The 18,360-nt window shown below is 60.6% G+C and carries 19 protein-coding genes and 2 pseudogenes; 11 read left to right on the forward strand and 10 right to left on the reverse strand.

Features of this window, described 5'->3' with window-relative positions:
- Window positions 1–4: 4 nt before the first annotated feature.
- Window positions 5–697 (forward strand): cytochrome c3 family protein, encoded by a 693-nt coding sequence (locus tag JQ611_RS27185; protein WP_212266200.1) that lies wholly within the window; start codon window positions 5–7, stop codon window positions 695–697.
- A 248-nt stretch (window positions 698–945) separates the two neighbouring features.
- Window positions 946–1,611 (forward strand): hypothetical protein, encoded by a 666-nt coding sequence (locus JQ611_RS27190; protein ID WP_212467123.1) that lies wholly within the window; start codon window positions 946–948, stop codon window positions 1,609–1,611.
- A gap of 9 nt (window positions 1,612–1,620) precedes the next feature.
- Here JQ611_RS27190 and JQ611_RS27195 read toward each other — a convergent pair.
- The 4 genes and pseudogenes from JQ611_RS27195 to JQ611_RS27210 all read right to left on the reverse strand — a co-directional run bounded on the left by JQ611_RS27195 (window position 1,621) and on the right by JQ611_RS27210 (window position 5,414).
- A pseudogene (locus JQ611_RS27195) lies at window positions 1,621–2,296 on the reverse strand (nitroreductase).
- 134 nt (window positions 2,297–2,430) lie between these two features.
- Window positions 2,431–3,252: a universal stress protein gene (locus tag JQ611_RS27200; protein ID WP_212467124.1), complete on the reverse strand. Its 822-nt coding sequence runs from the start codon at window positions 3,250–3,252 to the stop codon at window positions 2,431–2,433.
- Window positions 3,253–3,703: 451 nt separating this feature from the next.
- Entirely contained in the window at window positions 3,704–4,543 is an 840-nt protein-coding gene (locus JQ611_RS27205; protein WP_212467125.1) for a hypothetical protein, read from the reverse strand.
- Window positions 4,544–4,595: 52 nt separating this feature from the next.
- Entirely contained in the window at window positions 4,596–5,414 is an 819-nt protein-coding gene (locus tag JQ611_RS27210) for an aldo/keto reductase (protein ID WP_212266190.1), read from the reverse strand.
- Window positions 5,415–5,894: 480 nt separating this feature from the next.
- Between JQ611_RS27210 and JQ611_RS27215 the strand changes: the two genes are divergently transcribed.
- Window positions 5,895–6,302, forward strand: a complete 408-nt coding sequence (locus JQ611_RS27215) for a DUF1127 domain-containing protein (protein WP_212467126.1) — start codon at window positions 5,895–5,897, stop codon at window positions 6,300–6,302.
- Window positions 6,303–6,418: 116 nt separating this feature from the next.
- On the opposite strand, the gene JQ611_RS27220 is transcribed toward JQ611_RS27215, so the two are convergent.
- A complete protein-coding gene (locus tag JQ611_RS27220) occupies window positions 6,419–6,751 on the reverse strand; it encodes a DNA-binding transcriptional regulator (RefSeq protein WP_212266187.1) in 333 nt (110 codons plus the stop codon).
- Window positions 6,752–6,825: 74 nt separating this feature from the next.
- The gene (gene mgtE / locus JQ611_RS27225) at window positions 6,826–8,259 is read right to left on the reverse strand and encodes a magnesium transporter (protein ID WP_212388117.1); all 1,434 of its coding nucleotides are present in this window, start codon (window positions 8,257–8,259) and stop codon (window positions 6,826–6,828) included.
- A gap of 101 nt (window positions 8,260–8,360) precedes the next feature.
- Between mgtE and JQ611_RS27230 the strand changes: the two genes are divergently transcribed.
- On the forward strand, window positions 8,361–9,185 hold the full coding sequence (locus JQ611_RS27230; RefSeq protein WP_212467127.1) for a polysaccharide deacetylase family protein: 825 nt from the start codon (window positions 8,361–8,363) through the stop codon (window positions 9,183–9,185).
- A gap of 202 nt (window positions 9,186–9,387) precedes the next feature.
- Window positions 9,388–10,605 carry a polysaccharide deacetylase family protein gene (locus JQ611_RS27235; RefSeq protein WP_249133487.1) on the forward strand — a complete coding sequence of 406 codons (1,218 nt, stop codon included), beginning with the start codon at window positions 9,388–9,390 and terminating at the stop codon, window positions 10,603–10,605.
- Here JQ611_RS27235 and JQ611_RS27240 read toward each other — a convergent pair.
- The 3 genes from JQ611_RS27240 to JQ611_RS27250 all read right to left on the reverse strand — a co-directional run bounded on the left by JQ611_RS27240 (window position 10,602) and on the right by JQ611_RS27250 (window position 13,777).
- Window positions 10,602–12,008 carry an aspartate aminotransferase family protein gene (locus tag JQ611_RS27240; RefSeq protein ID WP_212467129.1) on the reverse strand — a complete coding sequence of 469 codons (1,407 nt, stop codon included), beginning with the start codon at window positions 12,006–12,008 and terminating at the stop codon, window positions 10,602–10,604. The two genes, JQ611_RS27235 and JQ611_RS27240, sit on opposite strands and share 4 nt — an antisense overlap.
- A gap of 180 nt (window positions 12,009–12,188) precedes the next feature.
- Window positions 12,189–13,223, reverse strand: coding sequence for a histone deacetylase family protein (locus JQ611_RS27245; RefSeq protein ID WP_212467139.1), 1,035 nt, complete (start codon window positions 13,221–13,223; stop codon window positions 12,189–12,191).
- A 167-nt stretch (window positions 13,224–13,390) separates the two neighbouring features.
- Window positions 13,391–13,777 (reverse strand): hypothetical protein, encoded by a 387-nt coding sequence (locus JQ611_RS27250; RefSeq protein WP_212266175.1) that lies wholly within the window; start codon window positions 13,775–13,777, stop codon window positions 13,391–13,393.
- Window positions 13,778–14,721: 944 nt separating this feature from the next.
- Here JQ611_RS27250 and JQ611_RS27255 point away from each other — a divergent pair.
- From JQ611_RS27255 to JQ611_RS27275, 5 genes are all read left to right on the forward strand, one after another.
- Window positions 14,722–15,606, forward strand: a complete 885-nt coding sequence (locus tag JQ611_RS27255; RefSeq protein ID WP_212467130.1) for a hypothetical protein — start codon at window positions 14,722–14,724, stop codon at window positions 15,604–15,606.
- Window positions 15,607–15,608: 2 nt separating this feature from the next.
- Entirely contained in the window at window positions 15,609–15,977 is a 369-nt protein-coding gene (locus tag JQ611_RS27260; RefSeq protein WP_212467131.1) for an STAS-like domain-containing protein, read from the forward strand.
- Window positions 15,961–16,512: a hypothetical protein gene (locus JQ611_RS27265; RefSeq protein ID WP_212467132.1), complete on the forward strand. Its 552-nt coding sequence runs from the start codon at window positions 15,961–15,963 to the stop codon at window positions 16,510–16,512. Before JQ611_RS27260 ends, JQ611_RS27265 begins: the two co-directional genes overlap by 17 nt.
- A 62-nt stretch (window positions 16,513–16,574) precedes the next feature.
- A complete protein-coding gene (locus JQ611_RS27270) occupies window positions 16,575–16,910 on the forward strand; it encodes a hypothetical protein (RefSeq protein ID WP_212467133.1) in 336 nt (111 codons plus the stop codon).
- Complete coding sequence (locus JQ611_RS27275; RefSeq protein WP_212467134.1) at window positions 16,907–17,254, forward strand: hypothetical protein; 348 nt, start codon at window positions 16,907–16,909, stop codon at window positions 17,252–17,254. Before JQ611_RS27270 ends, JQ611_RS27275 begins: the two co-directional genes overlap by 4 nt.
- Before the next feature lie 214 nt (window positions 17,255–17,468).
- Here the strand turns inward: JQ611_RS27275 and JQ611_RS27280 are convergent, their stop codons facing one another.
- Complete coding sequence (locus JQ611_RS27280; RefSeq protein WP_212467135.1) at window positions 17,469–17,972, reverse strand: heme-binding protein; 504 nt, start codon at window positions 17,970–17,972, stop codon at window positions 17,469–17,471.
- Between the two features lie 149 nt (window positions 17,973–18,121).
- Here JQ611_RS27280 and JQ611_RS27285 point away from each other — a divergent pair.
- Window positions 18,122–18,360: pseudogene (locus tag JQ611_RS27285) on the forward strand (hypothetical protein); the annotation flags it as partial.

Consider the following 18,360-nt stretch of genomic DNA (forward strand, 5'->3'; position numbering starts at 1 on the left):
CTGCATGCAGCGAGTCAGGGCACTCCTCATCTGGTTCTGGCGGATTGCCAGCCGCCCAAGCGCGCATTTGAGCCTGGGCTTCCTCGCACTCGGCGGTTTCGTCTGCGGCGTGATGTTCTGGGGCGCCTTCAACACCGCGCTGGAAGTCACCAACACCGAGAAGTTCTGCACCTCCTGTCACGAAATGCGCGACAACGTCTTCCAGGAGTTGCAGCACACGCCCCATTTCTCCAACCGCTCGGGCGTCCGCGCCACCTGCCCCGACTGCCACGTTCCGCACGACTGGACGGATAAGATCGCACGCAAGATGCAAGCATCGAAGGAAGTCTGGGGCAAGATCTTCGGCACCATCGATACCAGGCAGAAATTTCAGGCCCACCGTCTCGAACTCGCCAAGAACGAGTGGGGGCGGATGAAGGCCAACGATTCGCTGGAATGTCGCAACTGCCATTCTTCGGCGGCGATGGACTTCACCAAGCAAACGCGGCGTGCGGCGGAAATCCACGCAAAGTTTCTCGTACCCGGCGACAAAACCTGCATCGACTGCCACAAGGGCATTGCACACGAACTACCCGACATGACTGGCATCGAACCGGGCTGGCTGCCTGCGCCCGAAATGAGGGATCGTCAAAGTCAATTTGACGTTCCCGAACACGACCTCTTGCGTTATCTGGCAGCCACAAAGGCCGACCGGTAACCCGTGTGGCGAAGTAGTCTCGTCAGCTGCTTTCGGCAATATCCGAACTGGGTCACTTTTCTTGACTCCATAACGAGGATGTCCGTTCCACGCTCAGGAGCAGACATCGTTAGGCCGGCCGGGCGATTGAGCCGAAGGCATCCGCGCTACCAACTCTGGAGCAGCGATTGAACTTTCAAGCTGCGATGAGCGACAGACGCTAACGGATGATAGCGGGCTGGGATGGCCAACCGCATATTGGACAACCCATGCGTATTCTTCTCATATCGCTTTTGCTGTTTGCGACCTCCGCGGCTGCGCAACCCGCGCCTGCCATCGACTGCGTCGCGATCAAGAACTCCACCGTTCCCGTTGAGTTGGCCTATCATGGTCAGGACGGGACAAGGACAGTCGTTCAGGCCCATCTAGACACATCGGGCGGCAGGGTTGTATGGACTCACCAGACACAGCCATCCACCCGCCCAAACCCACCTGTCTTCGTGACGAAGGCAATTTATGTCGATGGAACCATCGCATCGGCGGACTGGACGACACCTTACGCCGGCAAATACTCGCATCACACATTGAAGTATACGCCTGATGGACTCCCCAGGCATTTTGATCGTCGATCTGATTTGACGTACAAGATGCGTGCGGTATCAACGGACGGTGAGAATATTACTCAAGAGAAAACCAGTACGATCTCCTACAAGTTCAAGTCGGAAGGAACAGTCGCGGTTGGATCCTGCGTTCTCCAGGTGATCCATGGCGAGAGCGAAAACACCAACGAGGCCGGCCGCACACGTCGTAGCTTTCAACTCTACTTCCCGGAGCTACAGATAATGGCCACGGCGACCGATGCGGAGCCCATTGTCGATGGTCTCAGCACGGTCCTTTCCGAGATCAAGCCGGTCAACGCCCGCAGGGCGGATTGAGCAGCGCGCCTAGTTCTCGAAACCGACGAACACCGTGGCTTCCTCGACGGACTTTCGTTCGGACACCACCGCATTGGCCGGGAAACTTTCATCCGGCCAGCCCAGCGCGATGCTTTTCATGATGACCTGATCGTCGGCTATGCCGGCGTGCTCGCGTACCACAGGTGATTGCATGATGCCCTGACTGTTGATCACGGCGCCCAGTCCGCGAGACCAGGCAGCATTGACCAGGGCGGTCGCCACGGCGCCGCAATCGAAGGGCGTATCGTCGCTGCCATCCAGCACACGGTCATAAGTCACGATCACGCATACAGGCGCGTCGAATTGACGGAAGCCGCGCAATACCCAGTCCTGGCGCCTATCCTTGTCATCGCGCGCGCCCCATTGCGGAGAATAATTGCTTGGCGACGCCGACCTGCCTGTCGCGGTGCGGACCTGCAAAGGCCTGACCGGTGCGGAATTCGCGCGACTGCGGTATGCCCGCCACCATCCGCTCGGTGTTCCCGGCGCGGATCCGGTCCAGCGGTTCGCCGGTGATGACATAGAAATTCCAGGGCTGGGTGTTCATCGACGACGGAGCGCGCATCGCCAGACCGATGATTTCCGCAATCAGCTCCTTGGGTACCGGATCGGGCTTGTAACCGCGGATACTTCGGCGACCGAGGATAACGTCATCAAACTTCATGTGTCTAAGTTTCCCGAGGTGACTTTTGAACTGGCCTGGATTTTCGCGGTTTCCTCGCCTCTGCGCAAGCCAGAGGTCGGCCGCACAAGTACGGCTCAATCCGCCGTACCAGCTGTCACCTTAATAAGATCCGATCAATGCGACATCAATGTCGGTTTGGTCATCGAGGCAAGCATGCCACGCGTCGTCCCGCCAAGAATAAATTCCCGCAGCCGGGAATGCCCGTACCCGCCCATGACAATGAGGTCGGCACCTGTGTCGGCTGCATATGACAGGATTGCATTGTAAACACCGATCTTGCTGACGGGGATGCGCTCAATCGTGGCGTTTACTCCGTGACGGGTCAGATGGGTCGCGATGTCAGCACCCGGAAGGTCTGCGCTTTTGGCGCTCTGAGTGTCCGCAACAACAATACTCGTCGTGCCGGAGCGGATAAGAAACGGCATGGCATCGGCGACCGCTCGGGCGGCTGCCCGACTGCCATCCCAGCACACCATGACATGATCGAGTTTGAGGCGCTCCTTCTGAATAAAAGGTACGATGAGCACCGGTCTTCCGGATTCGAACAGCGCTGCCTCAAGGACGATATTCGTGGTTCGATGATCCCGGTCCCCTTCAAATTGGCCAATGACGGAAAGATCGAATCGTCTTGCGATGTGCGCAAACCGGGTTGGCCCGTCGCCGACGTCAGTTTCAATTCTCCGTGTTTCGGCTGAAACGCCGGCGCGACGCGTCGCCTCGTCAAACGCGGTGGCCACGGACTCTGCGCGTTTGTGAGCTTCAACTTGCTGGGCTCGAATAAAGTTAGCGGACAGGTCAACGTCACCAACCACTGCCGGATAGAAGGCGGTCCCCATGATGTGTGCGCCGAATGTTTCCGCAACCGACAAGGCGTAATTGGAAACGCCATCTTGCGATGTACCGTAAGACAGGTTGACAAGAATATCTTTGATCATGGCTCTGCCTCCAGTGTGGTGATCGCGTAACTACGCTAATTCCAGTGCCCATCTTTATCCCGGCGGCGCACCATTCCCTTGTCCCGGGAGCTGCGTGCGGATTCGAGTAACAGGGCAAACGGGTCCACGCTGCATGCCATCGAGACACTCCTGATCCGGCCGTCACCAGATGGCGGTCAGGCTGAGACTTCAAGCGATCGTGTCAGCGGTTGATGAAATCACGATCGGTCATCCGTTCCCAGGCTGCAAACGAGATCACCAATATACGGGACGGAAGTTCGATTTGATCGCTCTGTCTCCATGAGTGCAATGTGACTAAACGTATCAGTGCCGATCGCCTGCATTGATTCCTCGTGTCGCACGCGCGACATTGCCAAAATGCAAATGCATTGCTCAAAACTCAAAATGTCATCTTTGCCTTCCGTATTTTTGGGCGATTTCAGAAAAAATATCACGAACCCGCAAAATCCTGCGGCGTGAAGTTGAGGTCGAGCACCTTCCATTCGCCGTAACGGTCGACCGGCAGCATCGCATAGGGCTGGCAGGCTTCCAGCGCGCTGATGGCGCTGCGCATCAACAGCGGGCCCTTGGCGGAAGCGCTGGCCTCGATCAGCTGCGGCTCCGCCGCGAGCTTGCCGTCCTGGCCCATGAACACGCGCAGCTTGACCTTGACGTCGTCGGAGCCTTTCAACGCGGGCGGAAGTTTCGAGCAGGTCCGCAAGTGCCGCCGGAACGCCGCGACGACGCTTGAATTGACGTCGGCGGACGTGGTCGCGGGTGCGTCGAAATTGTCTTTGCCCTTGTCGCCGGATGACGGCGCGCTCGGCGAAATCGGCGGCGGCAGACCGAGCAGGACGTTGTATTTGAGTGTCAGGTCAGGCTCGGGCGGCTTGTAGGCCGGTGTCTGCGTCACCGCTTGCGGTGGCGCGGCCGGCTGCGGCGCCGGGCTCGGTGCGGCCAACGCCTGCTTCTGCGGCGGCGGCGGAGGTGGTTGTTGAACCGCAGGTGGTTGAACCGCAGGCGCCGGCGGGACGGGCTTGTCGAGCGCGGTGAAATCAGGTTGCGGCGTCGGCGTCGCAACCGGTTCGGGCGTCTTCTCGATGTCGGCCTTTTCGGGGATATCCTGCTTTTCAGGGATATCTTGAGGCGCGACGATATCGACCGCGATCGATTCAGGCGTCACAGCGCCGAACGGGTGCACGTCGGAGAACACGAGCAGCAACGCCAGCAGCGACAGATGGGCAATCGCCGATGCGGTCATGTCCGAAGGTATGATCTGGCGCAGGTTCATCGTACCAAGACAATCGATGGACTTCGAGCATACCGCCCGGTGCGACCGCCGCTCAATCCCATTTCGGCGCAAAGCCGAAATTGGTGAGCCGGCCGCTGGCGCTGCCCATCCCGGAAATCTCGCGCATGTCATCGTCCGACAGTTCGAAATCGAATATCTCGATATTTTCAGACAGCCGCTCCAGCTTCGACGTCCGCGGGATCGCCGCCACGTTCTGCTGCACCAGCCAGCGCAGGCACACTTGCGCTGATGTCTTGCGATAGCGGTCGCCGATCCGCAGCAAGGTCTGGTCGTTCTTGACGCGGCCCTTGGCGACCGGGCTATAGGCCACCAGCGCCATGCCATGGCGCGCGCAGGCTTCCCTCACCTTGGCCTGGTCCAGATAGGGATGGTATTCGACCTGGTCGCAGACCAGCGGCTCCGGGCACGCCGCCACCGCCTCCTCGATCAGGGCCACGGTGAAATTGGAAACGCCGATATGCCGGGCAAGCCCAAGCTGCTTGACCCGCGCCAACGCGCCCAGCGTCTCCGACAGCGGCACCTGCGGATTGGGCCAGTGCAGCAGCAACAGGTCGATCTCGGTCAGGCGCAATCTGGCGAGACTTTCCTTCGCCGATCGCTCGAGATCGTTGGGCGCGAAATGCGTGGTCCAGATTTTCGTCGTGACGAACACCTCGCCGCGCTTGACGCCGGAGCCGCGCAGCCCCTCGCCCACTTCGCGTTCGTTCTCGTAGACCTGCGCGGTGTCGATGTGCCGATAGCCGAGCCGCAACGCCTGCTCGACCAGGCGCGCACAGGTTCGTCCGCGCAATTCCCAGGTGCCGAGCCCGATCGCCGGGATTTTTGCGCCGTTGGCTTCGATGAAATGCATCGCCCATTATGGGCCGTCGGCAGCTCAGTGCCAACACATAACGGTTTCGAGCGAGGTGGATTGCGGCTCGCACGGCAATCAAGTTTACGCAGATTGCGTAGACTTATCTGCGGTAGAAAACGCGTCAAAAGAGTCTGGGCCGTGTACCCATGAACCCGGCGGCGTGATGCGACGAAGGCCACGTCCGCTCCGCCCGTAAGGCGACCAAGTTCGTGCGACCGCGCAATATGTCGCTCGCCTCCAGGATGCGAGCCACACCGGCACATCCCTTGATTTGGCGCGATTTCTGTGGTAGCTACGCTTCATGATCAACGTCGTGCGCACCGCGAACCGTAAAAACGTAACCCGCTCTCGCTGGGCCGTGGAAGGAGTCGTGCGCTAGAAATTCGACGACGCGATCTTTTCACCAGGCCCCGCCGGCATCGGACGGGGCCTTTTGTTTGGCCATGCTCCCTGCCGGCGCAACAGCAGGAGCATCCGATGCCACCCCAACAGACGAACATCACATCCGGGACCGAGCGCGATGCCGCAGGGCTCGGCCTCGACCTGCCCATCGCATTGGCGAGAGACGCCATGGACGAGGCTCTGGCAGCAGCGCGCTTCAATGCGTCCATTGCAACGCTCGATGACGCCTTGTCGGAAAGGGATGCTGCTGGACCAACGGCCGCATCGACGCGGAACGTCCTCGGCTTGCTCAAGCGATATTGGCGTGCGTTTCAGGAACGGCGCCAACACCAGCGCTTACGGGCCGGTTTGGCCAACCTGAGTGACAGGGATCTGATGGACATCGGCCTGACGCGCGGTGAGATCGACCACATCACACCTCAACGCGCTATCGACAGGATTAGAGATAGCGCGATTTACCTATTGAACCGCGGTGGGATGTAGCTGATCACCGTCACATGCGGACTGCGCTTCGCAAACAAGCGGCGGTCAGCGCGGCTGCTTGCCTTCGTTCAGCTAGCGTCAATCAGGCTATGGCCGCGCCTTGGTGAGTCCGCGTCCTAGATGGTAGCCGGTTCCGTGGCGAGCGCCGCGAACACGGTCTCCGGCGAATGGGCGATGACGGCAAGCAGCGCCCGCGCCGGTCCGCGCGGCGCGCGTTTGCCCTGCTCCCAGTTCCGGATGGTCTCGACCGGCACCCCGAGCCGTGCGGCGAATTCGAGCTGGGTCAGGCGTGAGCGGCGGCGCAGATCGCGCACGGCCAGGAGCGGCGGTGGGTCCGCCGCTGGTGCGGAGGCCAGTTCCGACATCGCGCTCGCCGGCGCGAGCGGGAACTCCTGCCCGTCCCGCAGTTCCACGATCCGTCCGTCTGCCTTGAGCCGCAAGCGCTGCATGTTCGATTCCCGATCCGGGAATCATCGGCCAAGCGCGTTAAGGCCCGATTAACGATACTGGCCACACCCCTTGCTCATTTCAGCCCGAACCACAGCGTGGCGATGCCGAGGAACGAGAAGAAGCCGACCACGTCGGTGATCGTGGTGACGAAGGTGCCGGACGCCACCGCCGGATCGGCCCGCACCCGGTCCAGCACGATCGGGACCAGGATGCCGCCCAGCGCGCCGGCGATCAGGTTGCAGATGATGGCGAGCCCGATCACGATGCCGAGGCCGGGGATCTTGAACCACGCCACCGCAGCGACGCCCGTGATAACGGCAAAGGCGAGCCCGTTGACGAGACCGACCATCGCCTCGCGCAAGACCACGCGGAGCGCGTTGTTGGAATGAAGTTCGCGGGTGGCCAGCGCCCGCACCGCCACCGTCATGGTCTGGGTCGCGGCGTTACCGCCCTGGCTCGCCACGATCGGCGCCAGCACGGCCAGCGCCACCATCTTTTCCAGCTGGCCTTCGAACAGGCCGAGCACCGAGGATGCCAGAAACGCAGTCGCCAGATTGACCAGCAGCCAGTTGAAGCGGGCGCGCGCGATGGTCCAGACGGTGTCGGACAATTCTTCGTCGCTGGTGACGCCGCCGAGCGCCTTCAGGTCCTCATCGGCCTCTTCCTCGATCACGTCGACGACGTCGTCGATGGTGATGACGCCGACCAGCCGGTTGGTGGTATCGACCACGGGGGCTGCGACCAGATTGTATTTGCCGAACATCCGCGCGACCTCTTCCTGGTCGTCGAGCACGGAGACGCGGCGGCGGTCTTCCTCGATCAGGTCGGCGAGCGGCACCGGCCGCCTTGCCCGCAGCAGCGTGTCGAGCGAGACGGCGCCCTGCCAGTGCTGGTTGCCGTCGACCGCGTAGATTTCATAGAACCGTTCCGGCAGGTCCGGGGTGTCGCGCATGTAGTCGATCGCCTGCCCGACGTTCCAGTCCGGCGGCACCGCGATGAATTCGGACTGCATCCGCCGGCCGGCGGAGTTTTCCGGATACAGCAGGCTGCGCTCCAGCGCGTCGCGCTCGGACGGCGGCAGCTTTTCGAGGATTTCTTCCTGGTCCTCCTCGTCGAGGCCTTCGAGCAGTTCGACGGCGTCATCCGATTCCAGTTCGCGAACGCCCTCCGCAACCGTCTGCGGTTCGAGCTCTTCGAGGATTTCCTCGCGAACGGCGTCGTCGACCTCGTTCAGCGCCGAGAAGTCGAAATCGGTGCCTGTCAGCTCGACGAGATGGACGCGGTCGTCGGGTTCGAGGGCGCCGATCAAATCGCCGAGATCGGCCTCGTGCAACTCGGCGACGACCTCACATAGCAAGGGGCGATCGGCGGCCTTGATGGCGCGCGTGATTTCCTCGACAAACTCGTGGCGGATCTGGCCCTCTTCATCCCGCATCAAGGCGGGATCGAGCGCCGACCCGTCAACGGGTCGCGCGGCGGCTTGGGCAACGTCGATATCCTCGGCCATGCCGCGCCTCGCCGGTTTGACAGAACTTGCGTTTGAGTTATCGCTGCACGCATTACCCAATCGGCAACGCAAAGCGCAATGCTAAAGATGCACAACGGCGAATGACCCCAGGATTCACCAGGACGCTCTGCGCAGCCGTCGCGGCCGCGACGGTGTGGGCCACAGCGGCCACGGCCGCCGAATGCCCGCGCAAGGACGCGCTCGGCACCTCACGGGTTCTGCGCGTCGATGCCGCTACCTCACCGCGCGTCGGCCTGAAGAGCTTTCCGCAGACCCTGCCGCTGCAAGACCACGAGGTGGTCCTGACCTTCGATGACGGGCCGTGGCCGGGCACGACGCCCCAGGTGCTGGCCGCGCTCGCGCGCGAATGCGTGCTCGCCACCTTCTTCCTGATCGGCAGGTCGGCTTCGGCGCACCCGGAACTGGTGCGCAGGATTGCAGCCCTTGGCCACACGGTCGGGCACCACACCTGGTCGCATCCCAATATCAAACACATGAAGCCGGATGCGGCCGTGGCCGACATCGACAAGGGCTTTGCAGCGGTTGAAAAGGCGCTTCACGGCACCGCCACGACGACCCCGGGGATCGCGACGGCGACCCCGAGCACGCCGTTCTTTCGCTATCCCTATTTCGAGATGACGCCGGCGACGCTGGACCTGCTGCAAAACCGCGGCATATCGGTGTTCGGCGCCGACCTCTGGGCCAGCGACTGGGAGCCGATGAAACCGGCCCAGCAGTTGAAGCTGCTCACCGAGCGGCTGCAGGCCGCCCGCAAGGGGATCATTCTGCTGCACGATCCCAAGGCGCAAACCGCGGCCATGCTGCCGGCGTTCCTGCGCTATCTGAGAGACAACGGTTACCGCGTGGTCCATATCGTCCCGGCAGCCGCGGCGGCCACCGCCAGGGCTGTCCAAAACCCGAAATAAGTGTGGTATTTCGGCTATTAAGGCGGCATTCATGGCCCGCCGTTAAGGATTGCAAACAAGGCATTTTTCGAGTGAACCGAATACCGGTCCGCGCGGACCAACGTTCGATTGGGAATGAAGCCGGGGTTCTATGATCGCTAGCGCAGGTATGGGGCTCCGTCAGCGGGCATCGCTTACTTTTTCAGCCGCAATTTCAGCCGCAATGTTTCTGGGAATGCTGACCGGCGTCTCGGCGCAGGCCGCCCCGGCCGCCAATTGCCCCGGGCATCCCGACGCGATCGGCACGTCGCGCACGCTGGTGGTCGATCCGCGGCAATATCCGCTGATCGGCACCATGCAATATGCCAAGACGCTGCCGCTGGAAGATCATGAGGTGGTGCTGACCTTCGACGACGGTCCGCTGCCGAAATACAGCAACCAGATCCTCGATATCCTCGCCGCCCATTGCGCCAAGGCGACCTTCTTCCTGGTCGGACGGCAGGCGAACGCCAACCCCGAGGGCGTGCGCAAGATGCGCGATGCCGGCCACACCATCGCCACCCATACCCAGAACCATCCCGGGAACATGAACCGGCTTTCGATCGATGGCGCCAAAAAAGAGATCGAGGACGGCATCGCGTCGATCACATCAGCGCTCGCCGACGGCACCGCGCCGTCGCCGTTCTTCCGCATTCCGGGCCTCGGCCGTTCCGATGTGATCGAGGCATATGCCGAAGCAAAAGGCCTGCAGATCTGGAGCGCCGATTTTCCTGCCGACGACTGGCGGCCGGTCTCATCGCAGCGCGTCTATGATCTCGCGATGCAGCGGCTCGAGGCCAAGGGCAAAGGCATCCTGCTGCTGCACGACATCCAGGCGCGCACCGTCGCAGCCTTGCCGCGAATCCTGAGCGATCTGAAAGCCCGCGGCTACCGCCTCGTCCATGTCGTGCCGGCGACAGCGGACCGGCCGGCGACGCCGACCGAGCCGTCGCAATGGCAATTGCATCCGATATCGGAGCAAGTGGCGACGTCACGCTGGCCCAAAATTCCGAATTTTGCCTATACCGCGACCGCGGCCCTGCCTGCGCCCGCGTTGTCGGACTCCGATTGGCGCAATACGGCCCCAGTGGATCGCGCGCAGCGGCGCGCGTTGCGCGACGCCTTGTGGTCGCGGCAGGTGACGCTGGTGCTTGACCCGCCCGCGCTGCCGGTCCCGGCGCCTGGCGTGTTCAAGCTCCCGGAATCGATCCGCGTGACGATGCTGTATTCGCCGCCATCCGCCCGCAAGGTAGAGCCGACCGCGCCTGCCGCGCACGAAGTGTCCGCCAAGCAGGCGGCACGCCCTGCCAAGCACGCAAAACATGGCGGCAAGGGCGCTGCCAAACATGCGCAGGTCAAGCCGGCCAAGAAGGTCCGCATGGCCGGCCTGAAGAAGCGCTAGCCCGCCGCCGACTGCGCACGGCCCAGCAACCCGCGCTGCTCGGCCACCGCGTGCGCTTCGTCGAGCGCCGCTGCCACGGCGTCCATCATCTCGTCGATCTGCTCCGCCGTGATGATCAGCGGCGGGCAGACGAACACCGCGTCGGGACCGGCGCGGACGATGACGCCGCGCGCCATCGCGCCCTGCTGGATCAAGGCGCCGATGCCTTCGGCCGGCGGCAGCGGCCGGCGTGTGGCCTTGTCGGCGACCAGTTGCAGCGCGCCAATCAATCCGACGCCGCGCGCCTCGCCCACCAGCGGATGCGAGCCGAGCGCGCGCAGCCGCGATTGCAGATGCGGTGCGAGCGCTTTCACCTGCGAGACGATGTCGCGCTCCTTGTAGATGCGCAGCGTTTCCAGCGCGACGGCAGCGGCGACGGGGTGACCCGCATAGGTGAAGCCGTGGGCGAAATTGCCGAGCTTGCCGGCATGCGCGGTGATGACCTCGGCGATGGTGTCGCTGATAACAGTGGCCGAGATCGGCAAATAGGCCGATGACAGCGCCTTGGCGACGGTCATGATGTCGGGCTCGATGCCGAACGTATCGCAGCCGAACATCTCCCCGGTGCGGCCGAAGCCGCAAATCACCTCGTCGGCGATCATCAGGACGTCGTATTTGCGCAGCACCTGCTGGATGCGCGGAAAGTAATCGGCCGGAGGCACGATGACGCCGCCTGCCCCGTTCACCGGCTCGGCGATGAAGGCGCCGATCGTATCCGGCCCCTCGCGAATGATCATGTCTTCCAGATTGGCGACGAGACGGTCGACGAACTGCGCCTCGCTCTCGCCAGGGCGGCCGTACAAATAATGGCTCGGGCAGTCGGTCCGCAGTATGCCGCCGACCGGCAGATCCCATTCGGTGTGGTTGGCGGGCAGCCCGGTCATGCTGCCGGAAAACACCGTGATGCCGTGATAGCCGCGCACGCGGCCGATGATGCGCTTCTTGCGCGGCCGGCCCAGCGCGTTGTTGTAGAACCAGACGATCTTCGCCGCCTGGTCGTTCGCCTCCGAGCCGGAATTGGCGAACAGCACCTTGCCGAGCCCCTTGGGCACGATCTTGAGCAGCTCTTCGGCCGCCTCGATGCTGGGCTCGGTCGAGCGGCTGTTGAAGATGTGGTAGGTCGGCAATTGCTCCATCTGGCGGCGCGCGGCCTCGACGAGGCGCTTTTCGCTGAAGCCGAGCGAGGTGCTCCACAGCCCGGCCATGCCCTCGAGATAGCGCTTGCCGGTTTCGTCGTAGACATAAACGCCCTCGCCGCGCGCGATGACGAGCGGCCCGTCGGTCTTGTGCTTGTCAAGATTGGTATAGGGATGGATCAGCGAGGCGACATCGCGAGCCGCGAGGGAGTTGGGTCTGCCCGTCATTGGATTAATGCTCCGATTCTTGTTGATCGGTGGGAGCAGACCACGAAAAGCGTGTTCCCGCCATTTCGCATTCTAGAGCCTTTTCCGTTCCGATTGAATCGGAACGGGGCTCTAGATTCTTGATTTGACGCGTTTTCTTGACGCGAACCGGTATCCACTTCGCTGGAAAACGCTCTGCCCTCAGCCGCCGCGGGCCGACAGGAATCCGTTGAGGAAACTGCCGAGATTGCGGCGCAGGGCGTCGACAGCATAGCCGCCTTCCTGGATGATGACGCTGGGCAGCTTTTGCGCCCCGATCCGCGCCCCGATGGCGCCGAAGCCCGCGGTGGTGACCCGCATCATTTCTGACGAATCTTCCTCGAATGCATCGAGGCCGAGTGCCACGACGCAAGCTTCCGGCTGAAACGCCCTGACAGCTGCGAGCGCGTGGTCCAGGGCTGCCAGATAGGGCTCGTCAGTGGTGCCTAGCGGCAGCGGCAGATTGAGGTTCTTGCCGAGCCCCTCGCCCTCGCCGCGCTCGCCGGCATAGCCGACCTGCCAGGGATAGCCGGTATTGGGATCGCCATGGATCGAGACGGTCAGGACGTCGCCGCGTTCCCAGAAGATGCCCTGCGTGCCGTTGCCATGGTGCACGTCGACGTCGAGCACCGCGACGCGGGCGAACCGGCCGCGCAGATGCTGGGCCGCGAGCGCCGAGTTGTTCAGGTAGCAATAGCCGCCGGCCAGATCGGCATAGGCGTGGTGACCGGGCGGTCGGCACAGCGCGTAGCTTTCGGACGCGCCGCTGCGCACGGCGTCAGCCGCTTCCAGCGCGCAATTCGCCGAAGAGGCGATCGCGCGCCAGCTCTGCGGGCCGATCGGCACCGAATTGCCCGAGAGGAAGAAGCCGAGCTGGCCTTCGAAACTTGTCGGCAGCGTCTTCATCTGCCGCATGGCATAGCTGTTGGCCAGCACGAACGGGCCGCGCGGCTGCGGCAAAGTCTGCCAATTGTCGTAGGCATTGGCGAGGAAATGGATATAGCGCGGGTCGTGCACGCTGAGCAGCGCGTCGCGGCCAAAGTCGCGCGGCGTGCGGATCTCGTGCGCGCCATCGCGCAACGCGGCCAGCAATTGGTTGGCCCGCTCGGGCGATTCCCGCACCGCGATTTTCACGCCGCGCGAGATGAAATGATCGGGATCGTGCAGCGCGTTGTCATCCGAATAGACAGCCAGCATCGGACAGGTAACTCCTCGCATTGTCGCGCTCCGCGCAGACTCGCGCTTCGCGCGGAGCAAGTTCTATGCCGCGCAGCGCTTCCCGCATGCATGGCATAGCGGCAAAGCTGCCGCCAACCATGCGACGCAGATCGAGAAAGTCAAAAAAAAATGCGCCGAATTTTCGTTCAGTTCGTCACGATCTTGGCGATGCAGAGCAGGATGACGAGGGCAAGGAACAGCAGGTCGATATAGGCCTTGATCTCGCCGGCGTGGCGAAGCCCGCTGACCTCGGTGACGATCTGCTTGCGCGAGGCCGCGGCGGCAGCGGCCGAGCTCGGCCCCTCGGCGGCGACCTTGGCCAGACGCCGCGCCTCGATCTCCAGCCGCTCGATGCGCTGAAAGAAATAAAACGAACGCAACGCAGAGGCGGCATGCATGGCGGCATAAACCAGCACGAGGATCGCCACCACCGCGCGCTGCGGATATTTGTCCAGGAAGTTAAGGGCGAAATAGACCAGCGCCAGGAACACGAAGTTGGAGACGAATCGATAGGCGTAGCCCAGGAAAATCATTCACGTGCCCCGGATAGATTTGGAAGTGCCGAATTACGGTCATCGGACCGGGTAGCCGGCGATGCCCTGTTGTTTTACGCGAACGGTGTAACAGCAAGGCTACTTCCGCCTGCCCCGGCGATTCCCAACGGTTTCGCCACTGTGGCACTGAGAAGAATCACGTGTTTCCACCGAATCGATTGGGTTGGGCCCAAACTGCATGATTTGTGGTGCGCTCGGAGGAAGTCGGATTACCCTAGCACATCAAGGTCTTGTCGAAAGGTGCGGGCAAAAGACGGCCCTTGAACGCGAAAGACTATTTTGAGGCGCCCCCGCACCGACGGGTCTGATATCGTCTGCGCTCGTTATTCGCAATTACGCTCGATGAAGGTGTTAGCGCTCTCACCCAACGACGGCACCAAGGCACGAACCGTAAAGTTTCCCGCCTCCCCTAAGGCCCCATAGCCGAGCAGACAACCGAAATGATCCGCTTTTGGACCTCGTTAGACCAATTTGAGTCATCCCAAAAAATTGTGGAATATGAAATGGAACAGTGGGACAGCGACCGCGGCGGGTTCCGTCGTTCGGCCGCAGCGCGTGGCTTCTTCAACCACTTAGCCGCCACCGAGCGGCCCCTTTTTTTGGGAATATTCGTTGTGACCCGGCTCAAGACCTAGAAGATGGACCCAATGTCAGCGATCGTAATGATCGCAACGGCTTAAGTCGAAAGTGCGGGAAATAGGGGCTTTGAAGCTCAATCCTTATTTTGAGCACCTCCCGCACGCGTGCCTTTTAATCATAGGGTCGAGGGTTCGAATCCCTTCGCGCTCACCAATACCCAAATTTATTCATATATTTACGTGCTGCCAGGCGTGCTCGTGCCCGTTGAAAAACATTTGGAGGCAACGCTTCGCCCGTGCCTTCCCTCGTTGTAAGAAAGCTTCGTGAATGTGAGGAATTGCAGCTTGACCGAAGATTCCAAGGTCGTGGTGATCGAATTGAACGCGCGACGTCTCCAGTCTGACGCAGAAGGCTTCGCGCGCCTTGGAAAGCTTCATGAAGAAATGTCCACGTTGGCGGGCAAAGAAATCCGAGTGAACATGTCGCGGGTCAACTGGATGGATGGGCACCTCGCATCTGCCTTCGCAATAGTCGCCCTACATGCCAAATTGAGGAACAACGCAGTTCGCTGCATGGAAACAAGGCCCAACGTCAGGCTTGTGCTTCAGAAGAACGGCCTGTTTCGCAAGAAGGTGGAGGATCGTTCAAACACCGCAATGCCCGTCCGCATATTTGGATTGGAGGACGGAGTTGCGTTCTCTCAATACGCCCGTCTCCATTTGAGTAGGAGTGAACGACCACAGATGAGCGCGGCGCTCGAGAATAAATTTTACGAAGGGGTAGACGAGCTTTTTGCCAATTCTGCACTTCACTCTCGATCGCAGACGGGAGTGGTAGTTTGCGGTCAGTTTTACCCAAGAATGAAACTGCTTGATTTTTCTATCGTGGATGGCGGGCGTACAATAGCTGGCTCTTTACGAGAATCAGGTATCGTGCGGCACTCTGACTCAGAAGCCATTGAATGGGCGGTGATCAGCGGCAACACCACGCGCCAAGGTGACATTCCCGGGGGATTAGGCTTAAAGGTGCTTCGGGACTTCATTCGGATGAACAGTGGAAAGTTAACGATCGTGTCCGGTTCGGGATTGTGGTCGCAAAGCCACAAGGGAGTCATAAAGGAGCGTTTGACGCAACCTTTTCCTGGAACCTCGGTCGTATTAGAGATCAACACCTCAGATGAACACCAGTACGACTTCGTCGACGGACCAAACCCCACCGAGATTTGGTAACAATGGCGCTAATAACTATTCAGATCGCAAGCGTGGTTGGAGGGGGCATTTGTGTCGCCGCGTCAGACGGTAACAAGGTCCATGACGAAATTCTCGCCGCATTCAAAGCTCACCATCGTGTCGAGCTGTCCTTTCAGAATGTGACCCGCATGACGACGGCCTTTCTAAACGCCGCCGTAGGACAGCTGTACGGCGAGTTTTCTGAGGACCAGCTCAGAGCTATGTTAGCCCCACCTGCTCACGCTGAACCTTGGCATCTAAAGCGGCTGAAACTCGTCGTTGACCGCGCTAAAACGTATTTCCGTGATCCAAAAGCTGCGACTAAAGCCTTTCGTGAGGTAACAGGTTTAGGTGATGAGCAAGACGATTGACGCAAAGGCGGTGTCCATAAAAGGCCGGCGCGTGCTTTTCGACGCAAATATTTGGCTTATTCTGAATGGCTATTCCGGTTCTGCACCTCATCGTGCCGACATTTATAGCGAGTCCTACAAGAAACTGCTGGCAAACGGGAATACTGTCGTAGTGAATGACTACATTCTCGGCGAGTATTGCAACCGCTGCTGCAAACTTGAATATGAATCGCACAAGCGATGCTCAGACAACCCGGATAGATTTCCGTCCTACAAAGAGTATCGAAAGACGCGTGAATTCCTTCCTGTGATGGAATCCGTACGCGATGACTGTCTGAACATTCTCGATGATTGCGAGTTTGTGGCGGTAAAGGGCGATCACTACGACATCGCCGAAATACTGAACAAATTCTGCGACGGATCGATGGACTTCACGGATATGATTACAACGAAGTATTGCGCATCTGAGGATGTGGTGTTGATGACAGACGACCGCGACTTTGTTGGATGCAACCTGGAAATTATAACCGCGAATAAGCGACTTTTGGATCAATAGCTGTGTTTAGCGGCAAAGCGCCACCACCACCACCCGAAACGATCGCTCGCTTGCGTGCTAGCATGCGTACCGCGATATCAGATGCGCGACGACGGGAGGAGAAAAAGGGCAAGAATGGTCGTGTCGCGGCAAAAATAACGATCACTCTTGAGGAAGTAATGGCGAAACTGAAGCAGCATAATTATTGCTGCGCGGTGACGGGACTGCAGTTCTGGCAAGATGATGCTGAAAAATCCTATCGACCAACGAGCCCCAGCATTGACCGCCTAAATCCAATTGGTGACTACACCGCCGAGAACACGCGCATTGTCCTCTATGGTGTCAATTCCCTGCGAGGATGCGGGAGCGACGCGGATATGATGCGGATAGCTCAGGCGATTGTGAGACGCGTGCCGTGAGTGACAAGCCGAAAAGCGGGCGGATACTAAGGGACCTGCGTCAAGTGGAAGCAGAAGAAGAACGGTTGGCCCGATTCGACGAATGGGTCGAAGAAATGCGCCACGCCGGCTGCGTCGATCCCGAGGACCCGGTGGAACTTGCAAATTTTCAGGCAGAGCTAGACCGCGAGTCTGACGAAATTTATCGCTCCTTCCAAGCTTTTGAGCAAATGGAACAAGACGAAAGAGCCGAACTCCAGCAAATAAGGGATCGGCGCCCGCTTGGCGTCCCCCCGCCGATCGAACCTCGGAGTATTCACTCTCAGCTGCCTCAACCTGCTTGGAAGCGGAAGCTGCGGCCGTGACCCTCTCGGCATCGTCGAACAAGGACTCCGGCTAACCCCGCCAAAGTCTTTTGAAACAACTCACCCCGCCTAACCGATTCGCGTCGGTGCGACCGGACCACGGCGACTTCCGGTCTACCCCGGTGAACGGACATCGTCAGAGCCGGTCGGCAGGTCCGTTTCGTGGCATGAAGAGACATGCCGTGAGCCGTTGCTCAAACGACAAGCGCCCAATTTAGAAATCGAGCTTCCCTTGTATCGATTCTACTCCTGCCCTGGCGCAGGCTTCGTCGGCATCGCCTCCGGGCGCTCCCGAGACGCCAATCGCGCCGACCAGCGAACCGCCTGCCTCGACGACGAGTCCGCCTCCAATAACAACCACGCCCGGAAGATTGCGAATTCCCGCCTGCATCATGCCGGGCTGACTGATGGTGAACAGGTTGCTGGTGCTACTGCGGAAGGTTGCCGCCGTCCACGCCTTGCTCGATGCCGTCGCGGGCGTATGAGCCCCGGCATAGCGATCGCGCAGCATCACTTGTGTTACGCCGAAGCGATCGACGACGGCTATCGCGACCTGGTAACCGCGCTGCTGACAATTCGCGAGGGCGGATTGGGCTAGTTCGAGAGCGATTCCGGGGGCCAGGGATTTGTAGGTAACGAGCGAATCCTGCGCGAGGCACGGCGTCGAAATCAGAAGAGCGAAACCTGCCAGCAGATGTACATAACCGTTGCTGTCCATAACCGATCCTGTTCAGCGGGCCTTAGCCGCCGCTTGATGTTGCATTCGTCGCCCTGCTGAATTATGACGTGCCCAGGGGAAGTACAGTCTCCCCTTGAGGCTTCGGTCCAAGAACTGTGCAGCACTCGACTCGTCGAGGCAATATGCACATGGACGAACGAATGCCGCCATTTCCTCCAAACGAACGCAATCTGCAGCCCGCTTCTGGCCAGATATCAGCCGCCGTCGATTTGGCGCGCGCTGGGCTTTCAGCGGCGAGATTCAGGGGAGCCGTCATTGCGGCCACGCTTTTCCTCACGGGAGTTAACGATATGTCAAACCACGCGATCAGTTTCGAGAGCACCGGGATCGGTGTTGCGCCCGAGGGCTGGACGGTGACCCTGACAGG

The organism is Bradyrhizobium sp. AUGA SZCCT0182, assembly GCF_018130185.1.
Taxonomy (GTDB): Bacteria; Pseudomonadota; Alphaproteobacteria; order Rhizobiales; family Xanthobacteraceae; genus Bradyrhizobium.